Origin of the sequence: Caballeronia sp. LZ062 (assembly GCF_031450785.1) — a bacterium.
In the GTDB taxonomy this organism is placed as follows: Bacteria; Pseudomonadota; Gammaproteobacteria; order Burkholderiales; family Burkholderiaceae; genus Caballeronia.
Genome location: NZ_JARTWB010000002.1, coordinates 303,371 through 329,576, shown reverse-complemented (window position 1 = coordinate 329,576; position 26,206 = coordinate 303,371). Strand labels below are relative to the sequence as shown.

The window sequence follows — 26,206 nt, the reverse complement described above, 5'->3', positions numbered from 1 at the left end:
GACGCGGCGCAAGGCGCTTCCTACTATCAATCTCGAACATCGCGTGTCCACGCACGAAGAGCCTGGCGCTTCTCCGCAACACACTCCGGGGGCAATCATGGCGAACAGAAAACTCGAGGAATACATCCGCACGCGCAGCCGCGAGGTGGCAGGCTGGTTGCCCCGGTGCGACGGAGAAATCTTCAAGGAAGTGCTGGAGGCGCAAGTAGACAGAGGCATTGACGGCTCCATCGTCGAAATCGGCATCCATCACGGCAGGTCGTTCATTCCACTTGCGCTGAGCAATGAGGGACGTCGTTGCTACGCCATCGACATCTTCGCCCGACAAGACCTCAACCGCGACAGTTCCGGCCGCGGTGACAAGGAAGCGTTCCTCGCGAATCTCAAGTCTTTCGGCCTTGCGGCCGACGCTATCTGCATCGACGAGCGCTTGTCGACACTGGTCAAGCCCGACGATATCCTCGAGAAGGTGGGTCTCGCCCGCTTCTTCCATATCGACGGCGGACATGATGTGGAGACGGTCGTGAACGATCTCATGCTCGCCCAGGCAGTCCTCAGGGACGACGGCGTCATCGCAATCGACGATATCTTCCGGCACGCCTGGCCGGAGGTCAGCATGGGCGTGTTCTCCTATCTAGCGAACCAGCAAAGCGAGTTCGTGCCATTTGCTTACGGTCATAACAAGGCGTACATGTGCCGTCGTCCGTTTGGCGCCATGTATCGGGAACTGCTGATGCAAAGCGAGTTCCTCGAGATGTTTTACGCCAAGAGCTACGCTGTGTCGCGGGACGAAGTCCTCGTCTTTCAGCGCTACGTGTCGTCTGATTCCACCATCAGGCGCCGCCTCGTGGACTATCTGATGATCTATCACGCGGACTTCGCATTCCATCTACGCAAGCGGTTCAGGCGCGCCAAGCGCATGCTTCACGTCCAGACATGACGCGTTCGATGTCGAGCGGTCGGGGAAGCGCATCGCTTTTCATGTGCAAGCGCCGTCAGCGTTCTACTGGCGGTTCAACGCACGCTTTTGGCGCATTCGGGCGACGCATGTTGCCGACTGTTGTTGGCGTCCAGCCTGTTAGAAGTTGGCGTGATAGTCACGCTGGCTTAAGGCCATGTTCAAGCGGAGCGTTGAATTGCGGCTAGCTCAACCGCCGCCCCGAGCCGCGGAAGTACTAAGCGCTTCGTCCTTCGGAAGCTAACCACACATCTGCGATGACCGTATCAGACCTTGACATCGAACGTCGCATCTTGACGCTGCTCGGGCAGCGCGCCGAATCCGCCTCCATTTGCCCGTCGGACGTCGCACGCGCGCTGTTCGACGAGGAACAGGCCTGGCGCTCGTTGATGCCATCGGTCAGGCAGGTTGCCGCCCGTCTGGCGGGCGAGCGCATCATCGCGATCACCCAGCGCGGCGAGACGCTAGATCCGCATCGATTGCCGCGAGGCCCGATCCGCTTGCGGCGCGGAACGAAATTTCCAACGGGCTTTCAGCGCTGAATTGCCGCGCACTTGGCCGAACCGCGACCACGCCGGTCGTCGCAGATTTTTCTCGGCGCACCGTTCTCACGCCTCGATCCGCCTGCGAGCAAGCCTGCGCGCGACAGCCCGCGGCGTTCCGCGATTGACCTCGTAAACCCGCTTGCATCCGATTTTTGATGAGCCTATATTGCATTACACCATCAACTATTGCGATGCGATAACCATGGATGACGACGTTCTGTTCTCGAGTCACGGCCGCGTAGCGGTCATCACGCTGAATCGCCCGGAGCGCCTCAATGCCTGGACGACGCCGATGCGCAACAAGATCATCGACGCGCTCGATCGCTACAACGACGACGACGAAGTCGCCGCGATCATCATGACCGGCGCGGGCAATCGCGCGTTCTCGGCGGGACAGGATCTGTCCGAAGCGCACGACTTCGACGGCGAGCGCGCCGTGGAATGGGTGAAGGAATGGCAACGCTATTACGCCGCGCTGCGCGGCCTGAAGAAGCCGCTCGTCATGGCGCTCAACGGCACCGCCGCAGGCTCCGCGTTCCAGGTGACGCTGCTGGGCGACATTCGTGTCGGGCACCCGGGCGTGCGCATGGGACAGCCGGAAATCAACGCGGGCATCGCCAGCACCACGGGTCCGTGGATCATGAACGCGATGCTCGGCATGTCGCGGACCATCGAACTCACGCTGACGGGGCGTCTGATGGACGCGGAAGAGTGCCATCGCATCGGCCTGATTCATCACCTCGTGCCGGAGGAGAAGGTGTTTGAGAAGGCGCTGGAGATCGCCACCGAGCTTGCCGCCAAACCGCCGGTCGCCATGCGTCTCGACAAGCAGCGCTTTCGCGAAATGACGGAGCCCGGCTTTATCGACTGCATCGAAGCCGGTATGCGCATTCAGCGCGAAGCGTACGAATCCGGTGAGCCGGCACGCATGATGGAAGAGTTCTTCAAAAAGCGCGCGAAGTAAATCGGGCTGAAAGCGGGCCGTTCCTCTCAATCCCAGTGCGGGAGACCTGAACATGACGCAAGACTTCAACCCGACGCGCCGCCGCGTTCTCCACGGCGCGGGCGCCCTCGCCCTCGCCGGCGCAATGCCGCTTGCCGCGCGCGCAGAAAGCAAGCAGATCGTGGTGTCGGACCCGGGCGGCCCGTACACCACGGCTTATCGCGAGGCGTTCTACGATCCGTTCGAAAAAGCCACCGGCATCAAGGTCGTGAGCGTCGCGCGAGAATCGCAGCCGGTCGCGCAGTTCGCGGCGATGGTGCAGACGAAGAACTACGTGTGGGATGTGACCACGCTCACGCTGTCCGCCGACATTCCGTATCTGGAATCGAAGGGTCTGCTGGAACCCATCGGACTCAAACCGGGCGACTTTCCGGACATCATGCCGGAGGCCATCACGCCGAACTGGCTCGGCGTCGACGTCTATTCGACGGTGCTCGCATACCGCGCCGACAAGTTCAAGGACAACGGCCCGAAGTCATGGGCGGACTTCTGGGACGTCAAGAAGTTTCCGGGCCGCCGCTGCCTGCGCCGCAGCCCGCTCGACACGCTCGAACAGGCGCTGCTCGCCGACGGCGTGCCCCTCGACAAGCTCTATCCGCTCGATGTGGACCGCGCCTTCAAGAGCCTCGACAAGATCAAGCCGCACATCGACATCTGGTGGACTTCCGGCGCACAGGCGATGCAGGCGATCCAGAGCGGCGACGTCGACATGATCTCGGCGTGGAACGGCCGCGCGCAAGCCGCGAAGGACGCGGGCGCGCCGGTCACGATCGTATGGAATCAGGGACTCTATTCGATCGAAGGCTGGGGCATTCCGAAGGGCACGCCGCGCGCCGATGCGGCCAAGCAGTTCGTGCGCTTTTGCGCCGACGCGAAGCGCCAGGCGCTGCTCACGCGCACGCTCGCCTACGGGCCGACCAACAAGCGCGCGTTCGACACCATCGGCAAAGACCGCGCGGCGCTCTTGCCCACCGCGCCGGACAACATCAAGGACATGAAGCTGCCGAGTCCGCAATGGTGGGAGGCGAACCGGCAGAAAGTCACCGAACGATTCAATTCGTGGATCATTTCCTGAGGAGCGGACGATGAGCTCGAAACTCGAGGCGATCGGCATTGCGAAGCGCTACGGCGACACGACGGCGCTGGAACCGACAGACCTCGCCGTGCAGGCGGGCGAGTTCCTCACGCTGCTCGGTCCCTCGGGTTCGGGCAAGACCACGTTGTTGCAGATGATCTCGGGTCTCGTCGCGCCGAGCGCGGGACGCATCGAGATCGACGGGCGCGACGTGACGCACATGGAGCCGGGCAAGCGCGGCATCGGCATGGTGTTCCAGAGCTATGCGCTCTTCCCGCACATGAGCGTGTGGGACAACGTCGCCTACGGTCTGCGTATGCGCCGCAAATCGCGCGACGAAGTGCGCACGGCCGTCGACGAATCGCTCGCCATGGTGCGCATGACCGAATACGCGAAGCGCTTTCCGAAGGAACTGTCGGGCGGACAGCAGCAACGCATCGCGCTGGCACGCTGCTTCGCCTATCGGCCGTCAGTGATCCTGCTCGACGAACCGCTCGGCGCGCTCGACAAGAAGCTGCGCGAGCACATGCAGGCGGAAATACGCCGCCTGCACAAAGAACTCGGCGCGACCTTCGTCTATGTCACGCACGATCAGGACGAAGCGCTTACCCTCTCCGACCGCATTTGCCTCATGAACCAGGCGCGCGTGGAACAAGTGGGTACGCCCGCCGATCTTTACGACCGTCCCGCCACGCGTTTCGCGGCGGGCTTCATCGGACACTCGAACCTGCTCGAAGGCGCGCTCGACGAAGCGCGCGGCAGCGGCGGCGAGCCGATCCTGCTCGCGGCGGGCGGGCGCATTCCGTTGCCGCTCGGGGCGTCGATCAGGCCCGCCGCGCGTCACACCTTGCTGGTGCGCCCCGAGGCGCCGCGTCTCGTCGAACCGCAAAGCGGCTTTGTCGACGGCACCATCGCCGAGGTCGTGTTCTTCGGCAGCGACACGCGCGTGCAGCTCGAGATGAACGACGGCAGCGCGCTCACGGTGCGCTGCGAGCGCAGCGTGAGCCCGCGCATCGGCGATCGCGTGGGCCTCGTGTGGGACCCGTATCGCACGACGCTTCTGAACGCCTGAGGACATGCCATGACCCTTGCACTGCATGCGCAACGCGAGAACGAGGCATCGCGGCGCGGGCGTTCGGTGTGGATCGCGCGCACGCTGCGCATCCTGCCGATTCTGCCGACGCTCCTTTTCTTGCTGGTGTTTTTCGTCGTGCCGGTGGGCGAGATTCTGCAAGGCGGCCTCGTGAGCGCCGATGGGCAAATCGGCTTAGCGCAGTTCGAGCGCATCGCGCGCACGCCGGTCTATGCGAAGGTGCTAGGCATCACGTTCGGCATTTCGTTCATGACCGCGGCGCTGTCCATCCTGCTCGGCTATCCGGTGGCCTACATGTTGAGCCGTCTGTCGGAGCGCGTGCGCGAACGCTGGCTGCTGTGGATCATGCTGCCGTTCTGGACCAGCTATCTCGTCAAGACCTACGCGTGGATGCTGCTGCTGTCGAAGACCGGCGTGCTCTCGACCATCGCGCTGTCGCTCGGTCTCGTGCACGAGACGAGCGGCACCATTCCATCGTTGACGGGCGTACTCATCGGCATGGTGCATTCGATGCTGCCGCTCGCCGTGATGACCATGCTTCCGGTCATGCGCGGCATCGACGAGCGCCTCGCGCAGGCGGCCGAAACGCTCGGCGCGGATCGCACCACGAGCTTCTTCACCGTGTTTTTGCCGCTCTCGTCGCCGGGCGTGGCGGCGGCGGGCTTGCTCGTGTTCATCTCGAGCCTCGGCTTTTTCATCGTGCCGGCGCTGCTCGGCTCGCCGAAAGAAACGATGATCGCGCAACTGGTGATTTCGTCCGTGCTCGAACTCTTCGACATGAAGTTCGCCGGCGCGCTTTCGACCGTGTTGCTCGTCTGTTCCATCGTCATCTTCTTCGTCTATGACCGCATGGTCGGGCTGACATCGCTTGCGGGTGAAGTCACCGAGCGTTCGCGCGGCTCCCGTGCGGCAGGCTTCAGGCTTCGCTTGCTCATCGCGGCAGGCCGCTTCTTCGCGCCCTTCATGATGCGTCGCAAAGTGCACGCGGATACGACCGCACGCGCGGCGAGCCCGCTCGGGCTTTACACGTGCGTCGTCATGGCCGTGCTGGTCTTGCCGGTGCTGTCGGTCATTCCGTATGCGTTCACGAAGAGCGACTACATCGCGTTTCCGCCGAAGCTCGTGAGCACACGATGGTTCGGCACCTTTCTCGAATCGCCCGTGTGGCACAGCGCCATCGTGCGCTCGTTCGAAGTCGGTCTCGGCACCGCGCTGCTGTCGCTTCTTCTCGGCTTCGGCGCGACGCTCGCGATGACGCGCATGCCGCGCCGCGCGAGCAAGCCGGTATTCGCGCTGCTGGTCGCGCCGCTGATCGTGCCGCGCATCGTCGTGGCAGTCGGCCTTCTGTACCTGTTCGGACGTTTCGGGCTGACGGGCACCAACCTCGGCCTCGTGATCGGTCACACGGTGCTCGCCATTCCCTATGTGGTCGTCACGCTCGCGGCGGGCTTCCAGCGTTTCGACTGGCGGCTCGACGACGCCGCGCGCGTGATGGGCGCATCGCCCTTGCGCCGCATCACGTCGATCGTGCTGCCGCTTCTAATGGCGAGCGTCACAGCCGCATTCCTGTTCGCGTTCCTCGTCTCCTTCGACGATCTCACCATCGCCATCTTCGTGAGCGGCGGCATCAACTCGACGCTGCCCAAGCAAATGTGGGACGACATCCAACTCGCCGTCACGCCGACGCTGGCGGCGGTCTCGACCACGCTCATCGTGCTGATCGCGCTGGTGGTCGCGGTTTCCTCGTGGCTCAAGCGCCGCGCGCGCTGATTTGCTCCCGGCCTGCTTTCGACCTGCTCCCGACCTGCTTCAGACATGCATCGATACTCCGAATACTTCGCTCATCGCCACGCAGACGACGAACTCGACTGCGCGCCGCTGCTCGCCGCAGGCTTGCGCGCCGCGCCCGAGCGCACCGTCGTCCACTTCGACGAACACGCCATTACGTGCGGGGAAGCGTCGCGGCGCATTGCGCAATTGCAGCGCTGGTTCGCGGATGCCGGTCTCGTCGCGGGCGACCGCGTCGCGGTAATGCTCGGCAACAGCGCCGAGCATATCCACCTGATCTACGCGCTCGTGCTGAGCGGCCTCGTCTGGGTTCCGGTGAACACGAAGCTGCGTGCGGCGGGCCTTGAATATCTGGTGCAGCACGCCGAGCCCAAGCTCTTCGTCATCGACGACGAATTCGATGCGGCGACCGCGCTGATCGACTGCGGCCACGCGCGTCGCACGCACTTGCCGGCGTTCGATCCGGGCGATACGAACGATGCCTTCGCGACGCCCGCCATCGCCGTGGACGACCCGCTGTGCATCATCTACACGTCGGGCACCACGGGCGCGCCCAAAGGCGTGATCTTCACGCATCGCATGATGCGCATTGCGAGCGAGGCCGCGTTGCGTGTAGCCGATGTGCGCGCGGGCGACCGGCTGTTCCTATGGGAACCGCTGTGCCATATCGGCGGCGCGCAGATGCTGCTGCTGCCGTTTCTCGAAGCCGTCACGCTGCACGCAGTGCCGCGCTTTTCCGCTTCGCGCTTCTGGCCGCAGGTCGAGCGCGCGGGCGCGACGCAGCTGCATTACCTCGGCGGCGTGCTCGACATTCTCATGCGGCTGCCCGAATCCGCGCAGCCGGCGGCGCATACGTTGCGCGTCGCGTGGGGCGCGGGCGTGAGCGCATCGGCGTGGGAAGCGGTTCAGTCGCGCCTCGGCGTGCGTCTGCGCGAGTGCTACGGCATGACCGAATGCGCGAGCTTCGCGACGCTGAACGTGACGGGCAAGCCGGGTTCGATCGGCCGCGCACTGCCGTGGCTCGAGGTCGAACTGCTCGACGAAAACGGCCTGCCTGCGAAGCCGGGCGAAGCCGGTGAGATCGTGCTGTCGAGCAAGGTGGAAGGCACGTTCCTGCCGGCCTACCTGAAGAATCCCGATGCGACTCGCGCCGCGCTGCGCAACGGCAAGCTGCATACGGGCGACCGCGCGCGTCGCGACGCCGATGGCGATCTGTTCTTCATCGGCCGGCAGACGGACAGCATGCGCGTGCGCGGCGAAAACGTATCGGCGTGGGAGATCGAACGCATCTTCGCCACGCATCCGGCGGTGCGCGCGAGCGCGGCGATCGGCGTGGCATCGGCTATCGGCGAGCAGGACATCCTGCTCAACGTGCAGTTCAAGGATGCGCCCGTCGAATGGGAAACGCTGCACGCGTGGGCGCGCGAACGGCTTGCGAGTTTTCAGTTGCCGCGCTATTACCGCGCGGTGCCGGGCTTCGAAATGACGGCCAGCGAACGCATCCGCAAGCACCTTTTGCCCCGTCACGTAGACGATGCATGGGACCGGCTCGCGGCCGAGCGAGCCGACTATCGCGCATAGATAGCGGGATGGCGCCATGTGATAATTCGCCATCCACACAGAACGACATGAGAGCGATGAGCGACGATTCGAGGACCACAGCCACGCGCAGGCGCCGAGTGCCCGCAAAGAAGGCGGGCGGTGATTCGGCGGACCCGAGCGCATCTTCGCTCTATGTGCAGTCCGTCGAAAAGGCGATGAAAGTGCTCACGGCCTTCGACGGCACCAAGCGGCAACTGTCGCTGTCGGAGATCGCGTCGCTGACGGGCTTCGATATGAGCGCCACGCAGCGCTTTACCTATACGCTCAGCGCGCTCGGCTATCTCTTCAAGGACCCGGACAGCCGCAAGTACGAGCTGTCGCCGCGCCTGCTCGACTTCACTTACCACTATCTGACGTCCAATCAGCTCGTGAGCCGCGCGACGCCTTATCTTCAGCAACTCGGCTCGGAGACCGAAGAGGCGACGAACCTCACCGTGCTCGACGACACGGATATTGTCTTCGTTTTGCGCATCGTGAGCCGCAACGTGTTCAACGCGCATGTGATCACCGGCTCGCGCTTGCCGGCTTATTGCACCGCGCCGGGCCTCGCCATTCTCGCGACTCTCGACGACGGCGATATCGACGATATTCTGTCGCGCTCGAATCTCGTGCAGTACACGGCATCGACGGTGCATCAGCCGCGCAAGATCAAGGAGCGCATCACGCAGATCCGCAAGCAGGGCTACGCGCACACGGAGGACGAATACTTCGTGAGCGACATCTCGACGGCTGCGGCGATCACCAACGCGCACGGACGCGGCATTGGCGCGGTGAACATCGCCGTGGCGCGCTCGCGGTGGAAGGCGGACCGCGATGAACGCCGCGTCGCCGATCTCGTCATCTCGACGGCCTCGGCCATTTCGACGCGCAGACGGATCGATTAGGGAAGGTGTGGCGGGTGGCGAACGCGTTCCGCCCGAACCGCACGCCATTCCGTGCCGACTGGCCCCCGAAGACCGCCGCACCAACGCGCCGAAACTTCAAGCGTCGAAAAGCGTTGCGCTCTCCTCGAATGCTTCGACCAAGTGCTGCATCACCGCGCGTATGGTCGGCACGTTCCGGTCCTGCCTGCGTATGAGCAGCCACATGTCGCGCGGCGGAGGCAACGGTCCTAACTCGCACAGCCTGAGTCCTGGCAGACCCCGAGCCAGATAATGCGGAAGCAACGCCAGACCCGCACCGTCTCGCGCCGCGATCGCCTGCAAGATGTGATTCTCGGCACGAAAGGAAACGCGCGAGTGAGGGAAATGCTGTGTCAGCCAGTCCGTGCCCGGCATGTCGGCGCTTTCCTCGTTGAAACTCACGAACACGGGTGCCTCTCCGCGTTCGGCCCGTTCGCACTGCGCCGTCGCGCCATAGAAGCCGAACGCCATGCGACCGAGTGACTTCGCGATAAGGTCCGCGTCGACGAGGCGCCCTACGCGCACGGCGATATCCGCTTTGTGACGATCGAGACTGACGGAACGAAGATTCGTCGCAACATCGATGTCGATACCGGGATACGACTCGGTGATCTGCGTGAGGCGGGCGAGGAGAAAACCCTGACATAGCGCGGGCGGTGCATTTATGCGCACCAGGCCCCGGACACTGAGCTCGCCATCGCTTGCCTGCGCATGCTTCATTGTCTGCGCCGCGGTCTCCATCTCTGCTGCAACCTGCAAGGCACGGTTTCCCGCAGGTGTCAGCACATAGCCTTCCGGCCGGCGCTCGACGAGCTTCTGACCGACGCTCTCCTCGAGAGACTGGACGCGGCGCGCGACGGTCGCATGATTGACCCGCAGCGCGCGGGCCGCAGCAGAGAGGCTCCGATAGCGCCCCAGCGCCAGAAAGATCCGCATGTCCTGCCAGTCGAGTTCTGTGCGTTTTTTATCAGTCATTGCGCGAGGATAGCGGCTCCTCTTTGCTCGAGTCCAGCGATAACCTGCTGTCCATACCGCGAGATGTCAACGGCATCCGGGTTCACTCAACAGCCAGGAGAAACAGCATGAGCCAGAAGAAAGTAGCCATTGTCACCGGCGCTTCGCAGGGCATCGGCGAAGGCATCGTCAACGGTTTCCGCGCCCGAGGCTACGGCGTTGTCGCCACGTCGCGCTCGATTCAGCCTTCAGCCGATCCGGACCTCGTGACCGTCGCGGGCGACATCGGCGACCCCGAGACGGGCAAGCGTCTGGTCGCGGCAGCTCTCGACCGATTCGGCCGCATCGATACGCTGGTGAACAACGCGGGCATCTTCATCGGCAAGCCGTTCACCGAATATACCGAAGAAGATTACCGGCTCAAGGTGAAGACCAACCTCGACGGCTTTTTCTTTACCACCCAGCGAGTCATACCGGTAATGCTCGAGCAGGGCAGCGGCCATGTCGTCCAGATCACGGCGTCGACGGCGGAATTCGCCAGTTCGCGCTCGCCCGCCTTCATCGCCATGTTGACGAAGGGCGGGATGAACGCCGCGACCAAGAGCATGGCGATCGAGTACGCCGCGCGCGGCATTCGCGTGAACGCCGTGGCGCCGGGCGTCATCCGCACGCCGATGCACGATCCGGCCATGGTGGAGAAGCTGGCCGCCTTTCATCCCATGAACAAGCTCGGCGAGGTGGAGGATATCGTCCGGGGAGTGCTGTATCTCGAGGACGCCGCCTTTACGACGGGCGAGATCCTTCACGTCGATGGCGGCCTTATCGCCGGTCGTTGACCTTTTTGGGGCGCCGAACGGGCGCCCTTTTCGCGCCAGACACCCCGCCGCTCCTCCGCTTTCGATTGACTCGCCATTGAAACCAGCCTATAACCATCCATATGGATGGCAACAGGATGGATTTTTAGCGCATGGCGACTCAACTCCCAGACACTTCCCGCCCGAAAGCCGGCGACACCGAGAAGATCACGATCAACCTGGGCCCCGTGGACTTGGGCCAGATCGATCTGCTCGTCGAAGAAGGCTTCTACTCAAACCGCACCGACTTGATCCGCACGGCGATCCGCAACCAGCTCGCGGTGCACGCGTCCGTCGTCAGGGAAACGGCGACCCGGCGTGCGCTCGTGCTGGGGCTTCAGTACTTCTCGAAACAGGACCTCGAAGCGGTACGCGCGGCCAACGAACGGCTGAAGATTCAGGTGCTGGGCCTCGCCAGCATCGCCGCCGACGTCTCGCCCGAACTCGCACTCGCCACCATCGAATCCATTTTGATTCGAGGTGCCCTTCACGCAACGCCCGCCGTCAAGGCGGCGCTTGCAGATCGAATCCGCTGATGCCGGCTCGACCGGCTCGGATTTCGACATCGGAAAAGACATGAAACTGAACGAAGGTTTTCTCGACTCGATGAAAGAGGCTTTTCAGCTCTTTCAGAACGGCAGCAGCGACGCCGCCACGGAGGTCGTCAAGCGCGCGATGCGCGGCGAGCCCTCTCACGCAGAACCCGCTACGCATGGAACGCGCGGCAGCGGGCTCTCAGGCCTCACGGAACGCTTCACGGCCCCCGCTCGCGCGCCTCGCGCAACGCCCGAGGCCGACGTGGAAGATCGCGGGCATTTCAGCACGCGCCGCTACGCGAATGCCGCCGGTCAGCGCGAGTACAAGCTGTATGTGCCGAGCGGTTATCGCGATGAACCGCTGCCGCTCGTCGTGATGCTGCACGGCTGCACGCAGAACGCCGACGATTTCGCCGCCGGCACGCGGATGAACGCGCTCGCCGAGACGCAGCAGTGCATCGTCGCGTATCCGGTTCAGCCGCAAGGCGCGAATGCATCGAAATGCTGGAACTGGTTTAAGCCGTCGGACCAGCAGCGCGATACGGGCGAGCCGTCGCTCATCGCGGGCATCACGCGCGACATCATGGCGACGCACAACGTGGACGCCAGGCGCGTTTACGTCGCAGGATTGTCGGCAGGCGGCGCAATGGCCGCGATCATGGCGCAACGCTATCCCGATCTTTATGCGGCGGCGGGCGTTCACTCGGGTCTTCCTGCGGGGCGCGCGCACGATCTGCCGTCCGCACTCGCGCTCATGCGCGGCGGCGAAGGAAAGCCTGCATCGTCGGGCGCGGCGCGTTGTCCGCTGATCGTGTTCCACGGCGATGCCGACGCCACGGTGCATTACGCCAACGCGCGCAGACTCGTCGAGGGGATGCATCCGAGCGGTCCGGGACGGCGCGTCGCGGGTGCGCGCGAGCACACGATCGAGCATTTCGTTTCGCCCGATGGCGTGCGCGCGGAGCTATGGACGCTTCACGGCGCACCGCACGCGTGGTCCGGCGGCAGCCCGCGCGGAACTTACACCGACCCGAGCGGGCCTGACGCCAGCGCCGAGATGTTGCGTTTTTTTCTTGCGCATCCGAAGGACTGAGCGCGCCAGCAAAGCCGGTCTTTCCGCACGGCGCGCGATGCGAGCTCACGGCTTCGCGCCTTCGGTGCCCGCCGTCTGGTGGCGTCGTCGATGCGAATACCTACGCGAAGTCGTGCGCACCGGCGCGGCGCAAGCAGACCCACGCCTCACCGACAATTACGCCGCTCATAAAGCGACCATTCCCCCTCTTGCGTCACCAGAACCACATCGCATTCCTTGTTGGCGAAGAAGCTCGCCGGCAAGGCGCCGACCTTGTGCACGAAGAAGTATCGATATTGGCGACCGTTATCCTTCGTCCACTCGAAGCGCCTAGGATCGCCTTCGATCGCCGGTGGCTGCAAAGGCAGCATGCCCGGCCGGAAGCGCACGATCTGCGGCACGAAGGTCGCAAAGTTGAAATCCACGAATCCGTGCTTTTCCGCCTGGTACCACAGCGCCTGATGCATATAGGCAGAGAGGCTGCCGTACGCCGGACTCTCGCGGTCGAACACGAGATTCAGCGCGCGTTGACCCGGCTCCGCGCGCGCGAGCAAGGTGTCGAGCGGCGCATTTTCGGCGGCGAAGCGATGCAGCCGGACGGCCTGGTCCGTCAGAAAGATCCAGCATCCCGCGATGATCGCCGCTTGCACACCGACGCCTCGCGCCTTGTCCCAAGCGGAAACCGACGACGGCGCGCGATTGCCGCTCGCTAATCGCTGCGTCGCGCAAAACATCAGCGCATACGCGGGCAGCAGAAACAGCGCAAACCTGTGATACAGGAAGCCGGTCTTGAGCGCGGCGTCCGGCACGACGAACCAGACCAATGTCACGGCGAGCATCGGCACGATCACCGCGCGATCCGCATTGATCCTGTCGCGCCACAGCCACGGCGCGGCGAACATCAACGCGACGAGCGGCAGATATACGGCCGCGCTCTTGCTCATGCCCCACACATAGACCGGCAGCGAAAGCACGCGGTGCAGGTTCCAGCCCCACTTGAACACGACGATGTCAGGCACCGTCTGGCCCAGCAGCGGATCGGTCGCGCGGCTGCGCAGCACATAGGCGATGCACAGCAGCCCGAGCGGCACGAACGGCGCGAGCGCCGTCACCCCGCGCGCGAGCGGCCTTTGCTTGAAGAGCACGAAGCCGACGCCTATCGCGCACGCAAAGAGAAACACGAGCCCGTGACAGAAGAACAGCACGGTGCCGGCAACGGCGATCGCAAGCCCCTTCTTCACCGACAACGCCGTCGCGTAACCGTACGTGAGCCAGATGAACAAGATGCCGAGCGGCGCCGCGACCAGGAACGTATAGAAACCCCATTCGAAGGCGAAGCCGAAGCATCCCGGCACGAAGAGCCAGTCGAGCCGCGCATCGCCATGCAGATGCCGCCGAAAGCCGACGCACGACGCCACGAACCCGAAGTACGCGAGCGTCATCAGGCACTTGAGCGCGGCGGCGACGGGCATCAGATACGTGAGCGGTAGTGCGAGGCCGTAGCCGATGAGATACGGCGTCAGCAGATTGAGCTGCACGAGGTTCTGCCACGGCGACGCGTGTTCCAGCAGGTCGCGCAGCAACATGACCTGCCCCGCGTGTTGCGGCAAGTCGGCAAGCGGCGGACGCGGCGCGATCCAGAACAACGCTCCGCCATACAAGACGGTCACGATGAAAAGCACGCGCGGCAGTATGGCGGCGAGCGGACCGGCCTGCGGACCGACGTGCGATAGCGGTGCGCTTGCGGACGCCGGCTCGACATTCGCACTCGGCCGTGCGGAGCGATCGACGGGGGCGTTCATAGACTTTGCTCGACGGACAGGCCGCTGGCGGTCCGCGCGTGGTCGCCGGGCGGTGAGATGAGATCGAACGTCGTCATGGGCGAAGTTCTCATTGCTGAAGCTGCGTGGATCGAACGTCGGAGATGAACCCGACGGGCTTCAATCTGCATCACTAAGCACGTGCAGCGGCTATTGATCGGACATTAGGCGCAATCCGGCACCACTCGCTCCACGACGATACTACGCGCAAAGTGCGAAAAAAAATATGCAAGGTTCGGCGGGCGCAGTTGCCGAGATCGCCGCGCTCGGCCGACCGGACACGCCAATCGAGTCCGAACAATCGATAGAGCCGATTAATGCTGATTCATCAAAAGTGACTTGGCCGAACTAGGGTTTATACCTATGTCCAGGGGAACTACACTGCTTTTCAACGACGAAGCAGTGCCGATTTCCAGCCTCCTGCGACGTTCCGCTCAATCGAGATTCGGAGGTTCATCATGTTCAAGTCCATCGTTCCCGCTATTGTCATCGCTTCCGCGCTTGCCGCTCCGGCGTTCGCCCATGCGGACGAGAACGGCGCGCTGACCCGCGCCGAAGTGAAGGCCCAGCTGGTTGAGTTGCAGCGCGCAGGCTACAACCCCGCCAGCGATCAAACCACCTACCCGGCCAACATTCAGGCCGCCGAGGCTCGCCTCAACGCTACGCAAGGCGTCGCGGCCAGCTCGTTCGGCGGCTCGGCCGAGGGCGCGTCAGCGTCGGGCCGCGCCAATCGCGCGGTGATCGACGTCAATCCGGTCGATTTCAATCGCCCGTAAGCGGCAGTTTCTGCAAGCGAAGCCCGGCCCGTGCCGGGCTTTTTTGCATTCGCAACCGCCTGTCGAGGCATGACTGCGAACGCCTTTCGAATGGTCATCTCACTGTAAGCCTCGGATTATTCGACGTTTTCGGATTCCTATTTTTCACCGGAGGCTCAGACCGCACTACAATCTGTGTCCGCGTTGTCACACATTTCGCCTTGCCGCCTGCCATGCTTATCCCGTCGTCGTTGCGCCTTGCTTTCGTTTCCCTGGGTCTTCTCGCGCTTGCTGCCTGCGGCGGCCGCGCCGCCACCACGCCCAGCTATCAGCAGGAGCTTTTCAACACCGGCGCGAGCCCCTACGCGCATAACTTCGACGCCACCGTCAAGGAAACCTGCGAGGCGGCACGCCGCGCGCTGCTGTCGCAGGGCTTTCTGACGACGATGGCGCAGGCCGACAGCGTCGATGCCACCAAAAACTTCCAGCCGTCCGCCGAGACGCACGTGGTCGTCTCGTTCCACGTCGTCTGCACGCCCGGCGAGAACGCGATGAACCAGAGCATTGCCTACGTGAACGCGGTACAGGACGGCTATGCCCTCAAAAAGAGCGATACGTCCGCGAGCGTCGGCCTGAGCGTGCTCGGCTCGCTTTCGCTGCCGATCCGCTCGAATAGCGACGCGATGGTCAAGATTTCCAGCGAGACCGTGCCGGCCGGCAAGTTCTATGACCGCTTCTTCGGCTTGATGGGCCACTATCTCTCGACGGTGCCGCGCAGTTCGCCCATTGCGTCCGATGAAGTCGAGAGCAAGCCGCTCGCGCCCTCGCTGATCGTCGCTTCGCCAGAGCTGACGCCCACGCCTATCGTCGTGCAGGCGCCCGCCGCAGCCGCGACCGCAATCCAGACGCCGGAGGCCGCCGCCGCCTCGAAGCAGGAGGCGCAGGCCGCTGCCAATGCGGTGACGGCGTCCGCGCCAGTGGCGGCGTCGGCGGTGTTGCATTGATCGGACGCTGAGTCGGCGGACTAACGGCCCCACGGCGGCCGAAGCGAGCCTCGCCGGCTTCGCAGGCACAGCCGCCCGCAAGAGCGCGGCACAACCGATAACGTATGGCGTCGCGCGACATTACCGCGTGCACGGCGACGGCGGTGCCGCACTGGTCCACGGCCGCAACCGAAGCAAAGCGTGGCGCGAAGTGCATCGCCCGGCGCACCGTTATGACGCGGCGCGTCGGCGGTGTCGAAGACGCCACAACGAATGCGCCCGACTCGGACATCCAACCGGCGACGCCCGATGCATCGGCGCCAAGCGGCACACCGCGAACCGCCGCACGCAACGCGACGACCATTTGCCCCCGCAAAACAAAACGGGCTCCGGCCTAAGCCGGAGCCCGTTCGCGTGCCTCGCCTGAACCGGCTGGGGCCTGCCGCTTACTTCCCGCCGTTCTGCGGGCTCAGCGTGAGCTTGTTCGATACCGACTGCACGCCCGAAACGCCCTTCGCCACTTCTTCGGCCTGCGAGATCTGCGCGCCTTCCGGCACGGTGCCGGTCAGCGTGACCGCGCCGCCGCGTGCGCGGACGTACACATTCGACACATCGAAGCCCTGCGCCTTCGACAGCGCGCGGCGCACGGCGTAGCCGAGCTTGCGATCCGTCTTCTTGGTCGCGGACTTTTGCGCCTTGGTCGGCGCGGCGGATTCGGTACTGGTGGTCGCCGCCGCATCGCTCGACTGCGCATAGGCGCTCGACGCGACCGCCACGCACACCACGACGCCCAGCGCCTTCAACATATCGACAACTTTCATGGTTTCTCCTTTTGTTTCGCTTGTTGACTTCGCACAGTTGCTGCTTCGCTCGTTTGCACTTCAAGCTGGACGGTCGTCCAGCTCAAGGCGTACGGCACCGCGCATGCCCGTGGCCGTGCGGCCGGCAGCCCGAACGGGCCGACAACCGCCGGCGCACGTGCCGCGGATGCTGTCATGCAATGCTGCGAGAGGCTGGCGAAGAAACGAACTCGGCCGTTGATCGGGCAGAAAGACCCGTCGGCTCGTTTATGTGTTGTCCTGCCGCACGGCGCGTTCGCGGCGCCTGTCAAAACAACCCAAATAACGGGTTTCGGACGCGAAGTCCTTGCCGCGCGGCGGCGAACGTCAATTTAGCCCAGCGCGGCCATTAGCGCAAAGCATTTAAGCGACGCCGAGCGCCTGCAAACGCCTACATACGCGTGTCACACGCATCGCGCAGTCGACGCTGCGAGGCGACGTCACCGTCCGCGAGCTATTCGCACCGCGCGTTCGGGTAAGCTTCGGCCACGAAGTTGACAGATCGCACCCCGATGACTCAAGCAGATGGCAATTCCCCGAAGGAACGCTCCCGACGCAGGCCGCAACCGAGGATCGTCGCGCGGTTCGTCGCCGTGTCGTGGCGCGACCTGGCGCTCACGTTCGGCCCGATTCTCATCGTGGCGATCGCCGCGCTTTACCTCGCGATCCGGCTGATTCAGCCCGCGCCGCCCAGCACGCTCACCATCGCGGCCGGGCCGAAGGGCAGTACCTTCTGGAACAGCGCGCAAAAGTACAAGGCGATTCTCGCGCGCAACCGCGTGACGCTCAACGTGCTGGAAACGCAGGGCTCGCTCGACAACCTCAACCGCCTCACGAAGCCGGATTCCGGCGTCGACGTCGGTTTCGTGCAGAGCGGCATGACTCCGCCGGGCACGGCGCCCGACGATCTCGAATCGCTCGGCAGTGTCGCGTATGTGCCGCTCGCCGTGTTTTATCGCGGCGCGGTGGTTTCGCGGCTGTCCGAGTTCAAGGGCAAACGGCTCGCCGTCGGCGCGGAAGGCAGCGGCGCCCGCGCGCTCGCGCTGACGCTCCTGAAAGCGAACGGCATCGAGCCGGGCGGCGACACATCGCTGCTGCCGCTTTCGGGCGACGCCGCGGCCAAGGCGCTCGAAAACGGCCAAATCGACGCCGCCTTCCTCGCAGGCGATTCCGCGCAGCCGCCGACCATGGCAAAGCTCTTGCGCACGCCGGGCGTGCGCTTCATGGACTTCGCTCAGGCCGACGCCTACGCGCGGCGCTTCCCCTACCTCACGGAAATCGAATTGCCGATGGGCGCATTCGACTTCGCCAACAACCTGCCGCCGCGTCCGGTCCACATGATCGCCCCGACGGCGGAACTCGTCGCGCGCGACAGCCTGCATCCCGCGCTGTCGGACCTGCTGATCGAGGCCGCGCGCGAAGTCCACAGCCGCGCGAACGTGTTGCAGCGCGCGAACGAATTTCCCGCGCCGCTCGCGCACGACTTCCGCATCAGCGACAACGCCGAGCGTTATTACAAGTCCGGCAAGAGTTTTCTGTACCGCGTTTTGCCGTTCTGGATCGCGAGTCTCGCGGATCGCGTGCTCGTCGTGCTCGTGCCGCTCGTCGTGGTGCTGATTCCGGCGCTGCGGCTCGTGCCGGGGCTGTATCGCTGGCGCGTCAAGTCGCGCATCTATCGCTGGTATGGCGCGCTGATTGCAATCGAACGGGAAGCGATCAGCGGCCCCGACACCGCGCAGCGCGACGCCCTGCTCGACCGCATCGACGCGATCGAATCGGCGGTCAACCGGATGAAGATGCCGCTCGCGTTCGCAGACCAGTTCTACGTGTTGCGCGAGCACATCGGATTCGTGCGCGAACGGCTCGCGGCCGAGGCGGGCGCGAGCGCGCAAGCGCCTTTGCGGGATGCGGCCGCGTCGCGTGCAGACACGGAGCAGCGCAACACGTAATATCGAATGATTCGATTGCGATAAGCGGTCGGAACACGCGGCGCACGTTCGCCGCACCGGATGCAGGACACGGCGCCAGCCGGCGAAAGCCGGACCGCGCAAGCGCCGCGGCAACCGGAAGGAAGCCAAGCGAGCTTAGCGAACGACGAGGCCAGCGCGAGCGCGCCAAAAGGAGAAACGAAATGAGTGCCCCGCTTTCGACCGCAGACGGTCGCCCGTACTTTTTCTTCGATTTCATCTCGCCGTTTTCGTATCTGCTCCTCGAGCAGCACGACAAATGGCCGGACATGCCGTTCGAATTCGTGCCGGTGCAGTTGCTCAAGCTCCTCGACCGCTGGAAGCAGCCGCACGCGGCCACCATTCCGACGAAGCGGGTGTTCACGTATCGCCACGCGCTCTTTCGCGCGGAACAGCTCGGCATTCCGTTTCGCATGCCGCCCGCGCATCCGTTCGATCCGGTGAAAGCGCTGCGCCTTGCCGTGCTGGCCGACAGCGACATCACCGTGGTGCGCGACATTTTCCGCTTCATCTGGCGCGAAGGGCGCGATCCGTCGTCGCCCGAAGGCTTTCGCGCGCTGTGTGAGCAAGTGGGCATGCCGGAAGCGGAATCGCGCATCGACGACGAGGATCTCAAGGCGAAGCTGCGCGACAACAACGACCGCGCCGTCGCGATGGGCGTGTTCGGCGTGCCGACTTTCGTCGTGAACGACCAGATCTTCTGGGGCGAAGACACGCTGCCGATGGTGCTGTACGTCGCCCGCTCTCCGAACTGGCTCGAAGCGGCCGAGGTCAAGCGCATCAGCACGCTGCCGATGGCGCGCCCCGAAGCCGATCCGGACGACACGGCGGAAATCGGCGGCTGAATCGGACGGCCGAACGGCGAGCGACGCCCGCCTATGCCGCGCATAGGGCGTGCGCTATGGCGTGAAAAATCGGAACGGGTTTAACTTCGGTTGGGGGCGGCGCACGCGCCGTCTCTTCTCGACCGTTGCCCGCCTCACCGGACGCGGCGCTCAGGCCTCCGGTCCCACGCAAAGCCCATGAACGAACCCGCCGATTCCCTCGACATCTGGCTCATTCGTGTTCTGCGCACGCTGCTCCTCGAGCGCAGCGTCACGCAGACCGCGCAACGCCTGAACCAGACGCAGCCGGCCATCAGCACCGCGCTGCGCCGCCTGCGCGAAATCCTGAACGATCCGATTCTCGTGCGCGGCAAGCAGGGCATGGTGCCGACCGAATACGGCGAGACGCTGCTCGCGCCCGCGCAACGCGCGCTGCGCGAAGTGGAGTTCGTCGCGACGCCGCACGGCGATTTCGACCCCGCGAGTTCGCGCCGCACGTTCCGGCTCGCCGCGCCGGACTATCTGAACGACTTCTTCATGCCGACGCTCGTCGCCGCGTTTCGCGACGCCGCGCCCAATGCGCGCCTCGAAATCGAATCGCTGAACCCGATGCGCGATCACGAACGCGCGCTCGACGAAGGCGAGATCGACCTGATGGTCGCGAACTGGACGAAGCCCGAGCCGCGCTTCGAGCGGCAGGACCTCTTCTCCGATGTGTTCGTCTGCCTGATGCGCGCGGATCACCCGCTCGCGCGCGAGCCGCTGACCGTCGAACGCTACGCGCTCGCCGCGCATCTCGCGCCCACGCCGTACAGCGGCGCGAAGCGTCATCCGATCGATATCGGGCTCGCGCGGGCGGGCATTCGCCGGAGAATTGTCACGACGATCCCGTATTTTGGTCTCGTGCCGCAGGTGCTGTTGCAGTCCGACCTCATCTTCACCGCGCCGCGCCGCTTCGCGCAGCACTATGCGGCGATGCTGCCGCTCGCCGTGCTGGATTCGCCGGTGCCGTTTCCGCGCATCAAGTGCTATCGGCTGTCGCAGCCGCAGTCGGATCAATCGACCGATGTGGCGTGGCTGTGCGCGCTGATGTCGCGCGTATCCGACTCGCTCATCGGCCGAAAGACCGCGCCGGTGCGTGACTTCGCCGCGGCCGTCGCCAAATAACGGGCTCAACGCATGGACGCTCTCGACCGGTTGATTCAACTCGCGCAGCTTTCCGGCGCGCTCGATTTGCGTTGTCTTTTGCGCGGCCCGCTGGAAGTGGATCACGCGCCGGCGCCGGCCGGTGAGGCCGCCTATCACGTCGTGCTGGACGGCGCGTGCACGGTGTCACGCGAAGGCCGCGCGGCCATCGACTTGAAAGCGGGCGATATCCTGCTCCTGCCGCGTGGCGATGCACACGTGCTTCACGTGGCCGATGGCGACGCACGCCCCGGCGACCTGCAAGCGCGCGACAACGGCGCGGTCACGGTGCGCAGCAATTGCGGCGAAGCGCAGCCGGCGGTGGACTTGCTGTGCGGACGCTTCACCTATGCTCCGCGCGCGCTTTTGATCGACGTGTTGCCCGACGCGGTGCATGTGTCGTTCACGCGCGCGTCGGCGCCGTATCTGGGCCCGCTCGTCGCGGCGATGCGTCGCGAAGCGGAGGAAGCGCAGCTCGGCGCGCCGTCGATTGTCGCGGCGCTCTCGACCGCGCTGTTCACAATGGTCCTGCGAGCGTGGCTTGCCGAGCAGCCGTCGCTTTCGGGCGTGCTGGGGCTGCTTTCGAACCGGCGACTGGGCGCATCGGTGATCGCAATGCTCGAACGCCCCGCCGATCCGTGGACGCTCGAAATGCTCGCGAAGGAAGCGGCGATGTCGCGCGCCACGTTCATGCGCGCGTTCTCGGCGCATTCGGAAAGCTCGCCGCTCGCGCTGTTGGGACATGTCCGGATGCAACTCGCGAGCACCATGCTCACCCACACCAAGAAGAGCATCGCGGATGTGGCGGCGGACGTCGGCTATCAGTCGGAAGCGGCGTTCAGCAAGCGGTTCAAAGAAGTGTATGGCGTCGCGCCGGGAAGGTTTCGGGCGGAGCGGGGGTTGGGGGCGTAAGAGGCGCTTAAGCGATCACGCGTTTCGCGCCCGGCACCGAAACATTCGACCGCGCCCGCCCTTCCCGCACCCGCAACACCTCCGCCGCCACCGCCAGCGCAATCGACGCCGGCGCTTTATCCACGATACCTTCGACCCCAATCGGGCACGTCATCTCGACGAGCCGTTCAGCAGCCAAGCCGCGTTCCATCAATCGCCGCTCGAACTTCACGCGCTTCGTCTTCGAGCCGATCAGCCCGAAATACGCGAAGTCGTCGCGTCGCATGATGCGCTGCGTAAGCGCGAAGTCGAGCGAATGATCGTGCGTCATCACGATGAAATACGCCCCGGCGGGCGCTTCATCGACGATCGCGTCCGGCAGATCCGTCGCTTCGATCTGCACGTTCGCGGGCACTTCGTCCGGAAAAAGCTCGTCGCGCGCATCGACCCATTGGACGACGCACGGCAGCGCGCCCAGCACCTTCACGAGCGCATGGCCGACGTGGCCCGCGCCGAACACGACGACGTGCAGCATCATGACCGCGCGCTCCTCACTGCGTTGACCGCACGCAGAATCTCTTCGGACGTCGCGGGCGCGTTCAGCGGCGGATTCACCTTGTGATCGCCGACCGCCGACACCGCATCGCGGATCGCGAAAAACACCGAGAACGGCAGCAGCAGCGGTGGCTCGCCCACGGCCTTCGAGCGATGAATGCTGTCCTCCGCGTTGCGATTCTTGAAGAGCGACACGCGAAAATCGGCGGGCATGTCGTTGACCGTCGGAATCTTGTAGGTGGACGGCGCGTGCGTCATCAGCTTGCCGTCCTTGTTCCACCAGAGTTCTTCCGTCGTGAGCCAGCCCATGCCCTGCACGAACGCGCCTTCCACTTGCCCGATGTCGAGCGCCGGATTCAGCGACGCGCCCACGTCATGCAGTGCATCCGCGCGCAGCACGCGCATTTCGCCGGTGAGCGTGTCGATCACCACTTCCGAGACGGCCGCGCCGTAGGAGTAGTAATAGAACGGGCGGCCCTGCATCGTCGCCTGATCCCAGTAGAGCTTGGGCGTCGCGTAAAAGCCGTCGGACCACAGTTGCACGCGCGCGAGATACGCTTTCGCGACGACTTCGCCGAACGGAATCGCGTCGTCGCCGACAATCACGCGGTCGTTAGCAAAGCGCACGCTCGCCGCCAGCACCGCGCCCGCGCCGAACTTCTCCGCCGCGAACGTCGCGAGCCGCTCGCGCAATTGACGCGCGGCGTCCTGCGCGGCCTTGCCGTTGAGATCGGTTCCGGTCGATGCCGCCGTCGCCGACGTATTGGCGACCTTGCTCGTGTCCGTCGCCGTCACGCGCACGCGGCCGAAGTCGATGCCGAGTTCATGCGCGACGACCTGCGCCACCTTCGTGTTCAGGCCCTGGCCCATTTCCGTGCCGCCGTGGTTCACGAGAATCGAGCCATCGGTATAAATGTGGACGAGCGCGCCCGCCTGATTGAAATGCGTGACATTGAACGCGATGCCGAACTTCACGGGCGTCAGCGCGAGTCCCTTCTTCAGAATCTCGTTGTTCGCGTTGAACTCGCGCACGGCTTCGCGGCGGCGGCGATAGTCGCTCGTCGCGGACAGTTCGCCGATGAGCTCGTGCAGCACGTTGTCCTCGACCGTCTGGCCATACGGCGTGCGGTTGTTCTCGGTCTTGCCGTACAGATTCGCGATGCGGACATCGAGCGGATCGCGGCCCACCGAACGCGCGATGTTGTCCATGATGTATTCGATCGCGAACGCGCCCTGCGGCCCGCCGAAGCCGCGAAACGCGGTGTTCGACTGCGTGTTGGTCTTGCCGCAATAGCCTTCGATCGCGACGTTCGGCAGCCAGTACGCGTTGTCGAAGTGGCAGACGGCGCGCGTCATCACCGGGCCGGAAAGATCGGCGGAAAAACCGCAGCGCGAGGTCATGTCGACGGCGACGCCTTCGATCACGCCTTCGTTGTCGTAGCCGACTTCGAAGTCGTACACGAAGTCGTGACGCTTGCCGGTAATCATCATGTCGTCGTCGCGGTCGGGGCGCAGCTTCACCGGACACAACAGCTTCCACGCGGCGAGCGACGCGCAGCACGCGAAGATGCCCGACTGCGATTCCTTGCCGCCGAATCCGCCGCCCATGCGCCGGCATTCGACGAGCACGTTGTGCGAATGCACGCCGAGCACGTGCGCGACGAGATGCTGCATTTCCGTCGGATGCTGCGTCGAACAGTAGACGTGCATGCCGTCGTCGTCTTTCGGCACGGCATACGCAATCTGGCCTTCGAGATAGAACTGCTCCTGGCCGCCGAGCTTCATCGCGCCGCGTTCGTGGTGCGCGGCCTTCGACATCGCGCCGTCTGCATCGCCGCGCGCGAGCTTCAGCGGATTGAGCACGTACGATTCGGCGCGGCGCGCCTCTTCGGCGGTGAGCACGGCGGGCAAGTCTTCGAATTCGATCGACGCGCGCCGCGCCGCGAGCCGCGCCGTGTCGTGCGACGTCGCGACCACGATGAACATCGGCTGGCCGACGTACTGCACGACGCCCGGCGCGAGAATCGGATCGTCGTGGATGATCGGGCCGCAGTCGTTCACGCCGGGAATGTCGTCGGCGGTGAAGACGGCGACGACGCCCGGCGTCGCGCGCACCGCGTCGAAGTTCATCGACACGATCTTCGCGTGCGCCTTCGGGCTCAGGCCAAGCGCGGCGTGCAGCGTGCCCGCGACGGGCGGAATGTCGTCGGTGTAGCTCGCGCGGCCGCTCACATGCAGATGCGCGGATTCATGCGGCCGCGAGACGTGGACTTGCCTGAACGCGTCGGCATCGTTGACGAGAGACTGCGCGTCGGCGAGAAAGGCTTCGGCTTGCTGATTCATGTTCGTGTGTCCTTATTTCGCTTCGACGAGTTCGATCGCGCGCACATCCAGCTTCGATTTCGCCAGCGGATTGTGCGGGCGCGTCTCCAGCCAGAAGCGGTACAGCAGGCTCTTCGCCGTCTCCAGCCGATAGCTGCTGCTCGCGCGCATGTCGGTGAGCGGCGCGTAGTCCTCGCCGAGCGCGCGCATCGCGGCCTGCGCCGTGGCTTCGTGCCAGTGCGCATCGGCGAGCGCGGCTTCGGCGCGGGCGGCGCGCTTGGGCGTCGCGGCCATGCCGCCGAACGCGATGCGCGGCTCGCGGATCACGTCGCCGTCCGCGATATACGCGAACGCGGCGCACACGGCGGAGATGTCGGAGTCGAAGCGTTTGGACAGCTTGTAGGTCCGGAAGCGCAGATTCGCGCGTGCGCCCGTGCGCGTCGGCACGCGCACCGCCGCGACGAATTCGTGCTCGGCCATGTCCTTCTTCTGATACGCGAGGTACAGGTCTTCGAGCGGGATTTCCCGCGTGCCGTCGATGCTCGCCAGCACGACGCGCGCGTTCAGCGCGATGAGCCCCGGCATCGAATCGCCGATGGGCGAGCCGTTCGCCACGTTGCCGCCGAGCGTGCCGGCGTTGCGGATCGGCAGCGACGCGAACCGCTGCCACATCTCTTCGAGCTCCGGATACGTCTTCGCGAGTTCCGCATACGCGCGCTCGACGCTCACGCCCGCGCCGATCTCGATCCACTCGTCGGTCGTCTCGACGCGCTTGAACGCATCGATCTGCCCGACATAAACGATGTCGCCGATATCGCGCAATTGCTTCGTCACCCACAGGCCGACATCCGTGCTGCCCGCGAGAATCCGCGCGTCCGGCTTCTCGGCCTTGATCTTCGCGAGCGCTTCGACCGTGCGCGGCGCGTCGAACTGGCGGCCGGCGTGCTCGTAGTGGAAGGTGTCGTCGCGGGCCAGCGTGCCCAAAGTACGCGCGAGCGACTGCACATCGACGGGCGCAAGCGGCGCGTGATCGAACATGCGCTCGGCCGCGTCGATGATCGGCCGGTAGCCCGTGCAGCGGCACAGGTTGCCGGTCAGCGCGTTGCTGATTTCCTCGCGCGAAGGCATCGTGCGGTGCGCGCAGCCGGTGGTCGCGTGACCGTGCTTCTCGTAGAGCGCGAACATCGACATGGCGAAGCCCGGCGTGCAGAAGCCGCACTGCGATCCGTGGCAATCGACGAGCGCCTGCTGCACCGGATGCAGCGAGCCGTCGGGCTGGCGCAGGTCTTCGACGGTGAAGAGCGCGCGGCCATCGAGCGTCGGCAGGAACTGCACGCACGCGTTGACCGCCTTGAACGCGACGCCGCCCGCGCCGTCCGGCTCCCCGACGACGACCGTGCACGCGCCGCAGTCGCCTTCCGCGCAGCCTTCCTTGGTGCCGGTGCAGCGCGCGTCTTCACGCAGATATTGAAGGACGGTGCGCGTGGGCGACGCGCCGCTCACTTCGCGGATCGCGTTGCGGTGATAAAAGCGAATCGGCTGGGTCATGACGAATGTCTCGCGGGGCTTCATGGCTTCTTGCTGGTTGCGCGGGGTGCGCAGCCGGTGGCGGAGAGGTCGGCTGGTCATTTTCGGAATAGTCCGGCCGCCTCGATGGTTGGAAAGCTATCACCGCCAAAATGC

Annotated in this window: 23 protein-coding genes; 17 read left to right on the top strand and 6 right to left on the bottom strand. The window is 64.8% G+C overall.

What is annotated here, in order from left to right; genetic code table 11:
- The first annotated feature begins 97 nt into the window (after positions 1-97).
- From P9239_RS07590 to P9239_RS07555, 8 genes are all read left to right on the top strand, one after another.
- Positions 98-940 (top strand): class I SAM-dependent methyltransferase, encoded by an 843-nt coding sequence (locus P9239_RS07590; protein ID WP_309749898.1) that lies wholly within the window; start codon positions 98-100, stop codon positions 938-940.
- Between the two features lie 275 nt (positions 941-1,215).
- A complete protein-coding gene (locus P9239_RS07585; protein WP_309749897.1) occupies positions 1,216-1,500 on the top strand; it encodes a DUF3253 domain-containing protein in 285 nt (94 codons plus the stop codon).
- A 205-nt stretch (positions 1,501-1,705) separates the two neighbouring features.
- Complete coding sequence (locus P9239_RS07580; protein WP_309749896.1) at positions 1,706-2,467, top strand: enoyl-CoA hydratase/isomerase family protein; 762 nt, start codon at positions 1,706-1,708, stop codon at positions 2,465-2,467.
- A 52-nt stretch (positions 2,468-2,519) separates the two neighbouring features.
- Positions 2,520-3,581: an ABC transporter substrate-binding protein gene (locus tag P9239_RS07575; protein ID WP_309749895.1), complete on the top strand. Its 1,062-nt coding sequence runs from the start codon at positions 2,520-2,522 to the stop codon at positions 3,579-3,581.
- Between the two features lie 10 nt (positions 3,582-3,591).
- Positions 3,592-4,653 carry an ABC transporter ATP-binding protein gene (locus P9239_RS07570; protein WP_309749894.1) on the top strand — a complete coding sequence of 354 codons (1,062 nt, stop codon included), beginning with the start codon at positions 3,592-3,594 and terminating at the stop codon, positions 4,651-4,653.
- A 9-nt stretch (positions 4,654-4,662) separates the two neighbouring features.
- Positions 4,663-6,444: an ABC transporter permease subunit gene (locus P9239_RS07565; RefSeq protein ID WP_309749893.1), complete on the top strand. Its 1,782-nt coding sequence runs from the start codon at positions 4,663-4,665 to the stop codon at positions 6,442-6,444.
- 45 nt (positions 6,445-6,489) lie between these two features.
- Entirely contained in the window at positions 6,490-8,043 is a 1,554-nt protein-coding gene (locus P9239_RS07560; protein ID WP_309749892.1) for an AMP-binding protein, read from the top strand.
- 56 nt (positions 8,044-8,099) lie between these two features.
- Positions 8,100-8,948 carry an IclR family transcriptional regulator gene (locus P9239_RS07555; RefSeq protein ID WP_309749891.1) on the top strand — a complete coding sequence of 283 codons (849 nt, stop codon included), beginning with the start codon at positions 8,100-8,102 and terminating at the stop codon, positions 8,946-8,948.
- A 96-nt stretch (positions 8,949-9,044) separates the two neighbouring features.
- On the opposite strand, the gene P9239_RS07550 is transcribed toward P9239_RS07555, so the two are convergent.
- The gene (locus tag P9239_RS07550) at positions 9,045-9,941 is read right to left on the bottom strand and encodes a LysR family transcriptional regulator (protein WP_309749890.1); all 897 of its coding nucleotides are present in this window, start codon (positions 9,939-9,941) and stop codon (positions 9,045-9,047) included.
- Between the two features lie 107 nt (positions 9,942-10,048).
- On the opposite strand from P9239_RS07550, the gene P9239_RS07545 reads away from it, so the two are divergent.
- The 3 genes from P9239_RS07545 to P9239_RS07535 all read left to right on the top strand — a co-directional run bounded on the left by P9239_RS07545 (position 10,049) and on the right by P9239_RS07535 (position 12,403).
- Entirely contained in the window at positions 10,049-10,756 is a 708-nt protein-coding gene (locus P9239_RS07545; protein ID WP_309749889.1) for an SDR family oxidoreductase, read from the top strand.
- A gap of 131 nt (positions 10,757-10,887) precedes the next feature.
- Positions 10,888-11,310, top strand: coding sequence for a CopG family transcriptional regulator (locus P9239_RS07540; RefSeq protein ID WP_309749888.1), 423 nt, complete (start codon positions 10,888-10,890; stop codon positions 11,308-11,310).
- 40 nt (positions 11,311-11,350) lie between these two features.
- Positions 11,351-12,403, top strand: coding sequence for a PHB depolymerase family esterase (locus tag P9239_RS07535; RefSeq protein WP_309749887.1), 1,053 nt, complete (start codon positions 11,351-11,353; stop codon positions 12,401-12,403).
- 146 nt (positions 12,404-12,549) lie between these two features.
- Here the strand turns inward: P9239_RS07535 and P9239_RS07530 are convergent, their stop codons facing one another.
- Positions 12,550-14,184, bottom strand: a complete 1,635-nt coding sequence (locus P9239_RS07530) for a hypothetical protein (RefSeq protein ID WP_309749886.1) — start codon at positions 14,182-14,184, stop codon at positions 12,550-12,552.
- A gap of 476 nt (positions 14,185-14,660) precedes the next feature.
- On the opposite strand from P9239_RS07530, the gene P9239_RS07525 reads away from it, so the two are divergent.
- Both P9239_RS07525 and P9239_RS07520 read left to right on the top strand, forming a co-directional pair.
- Complete coding sequence (locus tag P9239_RS07525; protein ID WP_309749885.1) at positions 14,661-14,978, top strand: DUF4148 domain-containing protein; 318 nt, start codon at positions 14,661-14,663, stop codon at positions 14,976-14,978.
- 212 nt (positions 14,979-15,190) lie between these two features.
- Positions 15,191-15,961 carry a DUF2242 domain-containing protein gene (locus tag P9239_RS07520; RefSeq protein WP_309749884.1) on the top strand — a complete coding sequence of 257 codons (771 nt, stop codon included), beginning with the start codon at positions 15,191-15,193 and terminating at the stop codon, positions 15,959-15,961.
- Positions 15,962-16,386: 425 nt separating this feature from the next.
- Here P9239_RS07520 and P9239_RS07515 read toward each other — a convergent pair whose 3' ends face one another.
- Positions 16,387-16,761 (bottom strand): BON domain-containing protein, encoded by a 375-nt coding sequence (locus tag P9239_RS07515; protein ID WP_309749883.1) that lies wholly within the window; start codon positions 16,759-16,761, stop codon positions 16,387-16,389.
- Between the two features lie 530 nt (positions 16,762-17,291).
- Here P9239_RS07515 and P9239_RS07510 point away from each other — a divergent pair.
- The 4 genes from P9239_RS07510 to P9239_RS07495 all read left to right on the top strand — a co-directional run bounded on the left by P9239_RS07510 (position 17,292) and on the right by P9239_RS07495 (position 21,667).
- Positions 17,292-18,728: a TAXI family TRAP transporter solute-binding subunit gene (locus P9239_RS07510; RefSeq protein WP_309749882.1), complete on the top strand. Its 1,437-nt coding sequence runs from the start codon at positions 17,292-17,294 to the stop codon at positions 18,726-18,728.
- A 182-nt stretch (positions 18,729-18,910) separates the two neighbouring features.
- A complete protein-coding gene (locus tag P9239_RS07505) occupies positions 18,911-19,591 on the top strand; it encodes a 2-hydroxychromene-2-carboxylate isomerase (protein WP_309749881.1) in 681 nt (226 codons plus the stop codon).
- Between the two features lie 177 nt (positions 19,592-19,768).
- Entirely contained in the window at positions 19,769-20,737 is a 969-nt protein-coding gene (locus tag P9239_RS07500; RefSeq protein ID WP_309749880.1) for a LysR family transcriptional regulator, read from the top strand.
- A gap of 12 nt (positions 20,738-20,749) precedes the next feature.
- Entirely contained in the window at positions 20,750-21,667 is a 918-nt protein-coding gene (locus P9239_RS07495; RefSeq protein ID WP_309749879.1) for an AraC family transcriptional regulator, read from the top strand.
- Between the two features lie 7 nt (positions 21,668-21,674).
- Here P9239_RS07495 and xdhC read toward each other — a convergent pair whose 3' ends face one another.
- The 3 genes from xdhC to xdhA are packed head-to-tail and all read right to left on the bottom strand — an operon-like array spanning position 21,675 to position 26,071.
- Complete coding sequence (xdhC, locus tag P9239_RS07490; RefSeq protein WP_309753929.1) at positions 21,675-22,181, bottom strand: xanthine dehydrogenase accessory protein XdhC; 507 nt, start codon at positions 22,179-22,181, stop codon at positions 21,675-21,677.
- Positions 22,181-24,544, bottom strand: a complete 2,364-nt coding sequence (gene xdhB / locus P9239_RS07485) for a xanthine dehydrogenase molybdopterin binding subunit (protein WP_309749878.1) — start codon at positions 24,542-24,544, stop codon at positions 22,181-22,183. The genes xdhC and xdhB overlap by 1 nt, the downstream gene beginning before the upstream one ends.
- Positions 24,545-24,556: 12 nt before the next feature.
- A complete protein-coding gene (xdhA, locus tag P9239_RS07480) occupies positions 24,557-26,071 on the bottom strand; it encodes a xanthine dehydrogenase small subunit (RefSeq protein WP_309749877.1) in 1,515 nt (504 codons plus the stop codon).
- Positions 26,072-26,206 lie beyond the last annotated feature (135 nt).

What these genes read in the sequence shown, in the direction of transcription:
- P9239_RS07590 (WP_309749898.1), top strand. Translation starts at nt 98, where the DNA reads ATGGCGAACAGAAAACTCGAGGAATACATCCGCACGCGCAGCCGCGAG.
- P9239_RS07585 (WP_309749897.1), top strand. Translation starts at nt 1,216, where the DNA reads ATGACCGTATCAGACCTTGACATCGAACGTCGCATCTTGACGCTGCTC.
- P9239_RS07580 (WP_309749896.1), top strand. Translation starts at nt 1,706, where the DNA reads ATGGATGACGACGTTCTGTTCTCGAGTCACGGCCGCGTAGCGGTCATC.
- P9239_RS07575 (WP_309749895.1), top strand. Translation starts at nt 2,520, where the DNA reads ATGACGCAAGACTTCAACCCGACGCGCCGCCGCGTTCTCCACGGCGCG.
- P9239_RS07570 (WP_309749894.1), top strand. Translation starts at nt 3,592, where the DNA reads ATGAGCTCGAAACTCGAGGCGATCGGCATTGCGAAGCGCTACGGCGAC.
- P9239_RS07565 (WP_309749893.1), top strand. Translation starts at nt 4,663, where the DNA reads ATGACCCTTGCACTGCATGCGCAACGCGAGAACGAGGCATCGCGGCGC.
- P9239_RS07560 (WP_309749892.1), top strand. Translation starts at nt 6,490, where the DNA reads ATGCATCGATACTCCGAATACTTCGCTCATCGCCACGCAGACGACGAA.
- P9239_RS07555 (WP_309749891.1), top strand. Translation starts at nt 8,100, where the DNA reads ATGAGCGACGATTCGAGGACCACAGCCACGCGCAGGCGCCGAGTGCCC.
- P9239_RS07550 (WP_309749890.1), bottom strand. Translation starts at nt 9,941, where the DNA reads ATGACTGATAAAAAACGCACAGAACTCGACTGGCAGGACATGCGGATC.
- P9239_RS07545 (WP_309749889.1), top strand. Translation starts at nt 10,049, where the DNA reads ATGAGCCAGAAGAAAGTAGCCATTGTCACCGGCGCTTCGCAGGGCATC.
- P9239_RS07540 (WP_309749888.1), top strand. Translation starts at nt 10,888, where the DNA reads ATGGCGACTCAACTCCCAGACACTTCCCGCCCGAAAGCCGGCGACACC.
- P9239_RS07535 (WP_309749887.1), top strand. Translation starts at nt 11,351, where the DNA reads ATGAAACTGAACGAAGGTTTTCTCGACTCGATGAAAGAGGCTTTTCAG.
- P9239_RS07530 (WP_309749886.1), bottom strand. Translation starts at nt 14,184, where the DNA reads ATGAACGCCCCCGTCGATCGCTCCGCACGGCCGAGTGCGAATGTCGAG.
- P9239_RS07525 (WP_309749885.1), top strand. Translation starts at nt 14,661, where the DNA reads ATGTTCAAGTCCATCGTTCCCGCTATTGTCATCGCTTCCGCGCTTGCC.
- P9239_RS07520 (WP_309749884.1), top strand. Translation starts at nt 15,191, where the DNA reads ATGCTTATCCCGTCGTCGTTGCGCCTTGCTTTCGTTTCCCTGGGTCTT.
- P9239_RS07515 (WP_309749883.1), bottom strand. Translation starts at nt 16,761, where the DNA reads ATGAAAGTTGTCGATATGTTGAAGGCGCTGGGCGTCGTGGTGTGCGTG.
- P9239_RS07510 (WP_309749882.1), top strand. Translation starts at nt 17,292, where the DNA reads ATGACTCAAGCAGATGGCAATTCCCCGAAGGAACGCTCCCGACGCAGG.
- P9239_RS07505 (WP_309749881.1), top strand. Translation starts at nt 18,911, where the DNA reads ATGAGTGCCCCGCTTTCGACCGCAGACGGTCGCCCGTACTTTTTCTTC.
- P9239_RS07500 (WP_309749880.1), top strand. Translation starts at nt 19,769, where the DNA reads ATGAACGAACCCGCCGATTCCCTCGACATCTGGCTCATTCGTGTTCTG.
- P9239_RS07495 (WP_309749879.1), top strand. Translation starts at nt 20,750, where the DNA reads ATGGACGCTCTCGACCGGTTGATTCAACTCGCGCAGCTTTCCGGCGCG.
- xdhC (WP_309753929.1), bottom strand. Translation starts at nt 22,181, where the DNA reads ATGCTGCACGTCGTCGTGTTCGGCGCGGGCCACGTCGGCCATGCGCTC.
- xdhB (WP_309749878.1), bottom strand. Translation starts at nt 24,544, where the DNA reads ATGAATCAGCAAGCCGAAGCCTTTCTCGCCGACGCGCAGTCTCTCGTC.
- xdhA (WP_309749877.1), bottom strand. Translation starts at nt 26,071, where the DNA reads ATGACCCAGCCGATTCGCTTTTATCACCGCAACGCGATCCGCGAAGTG.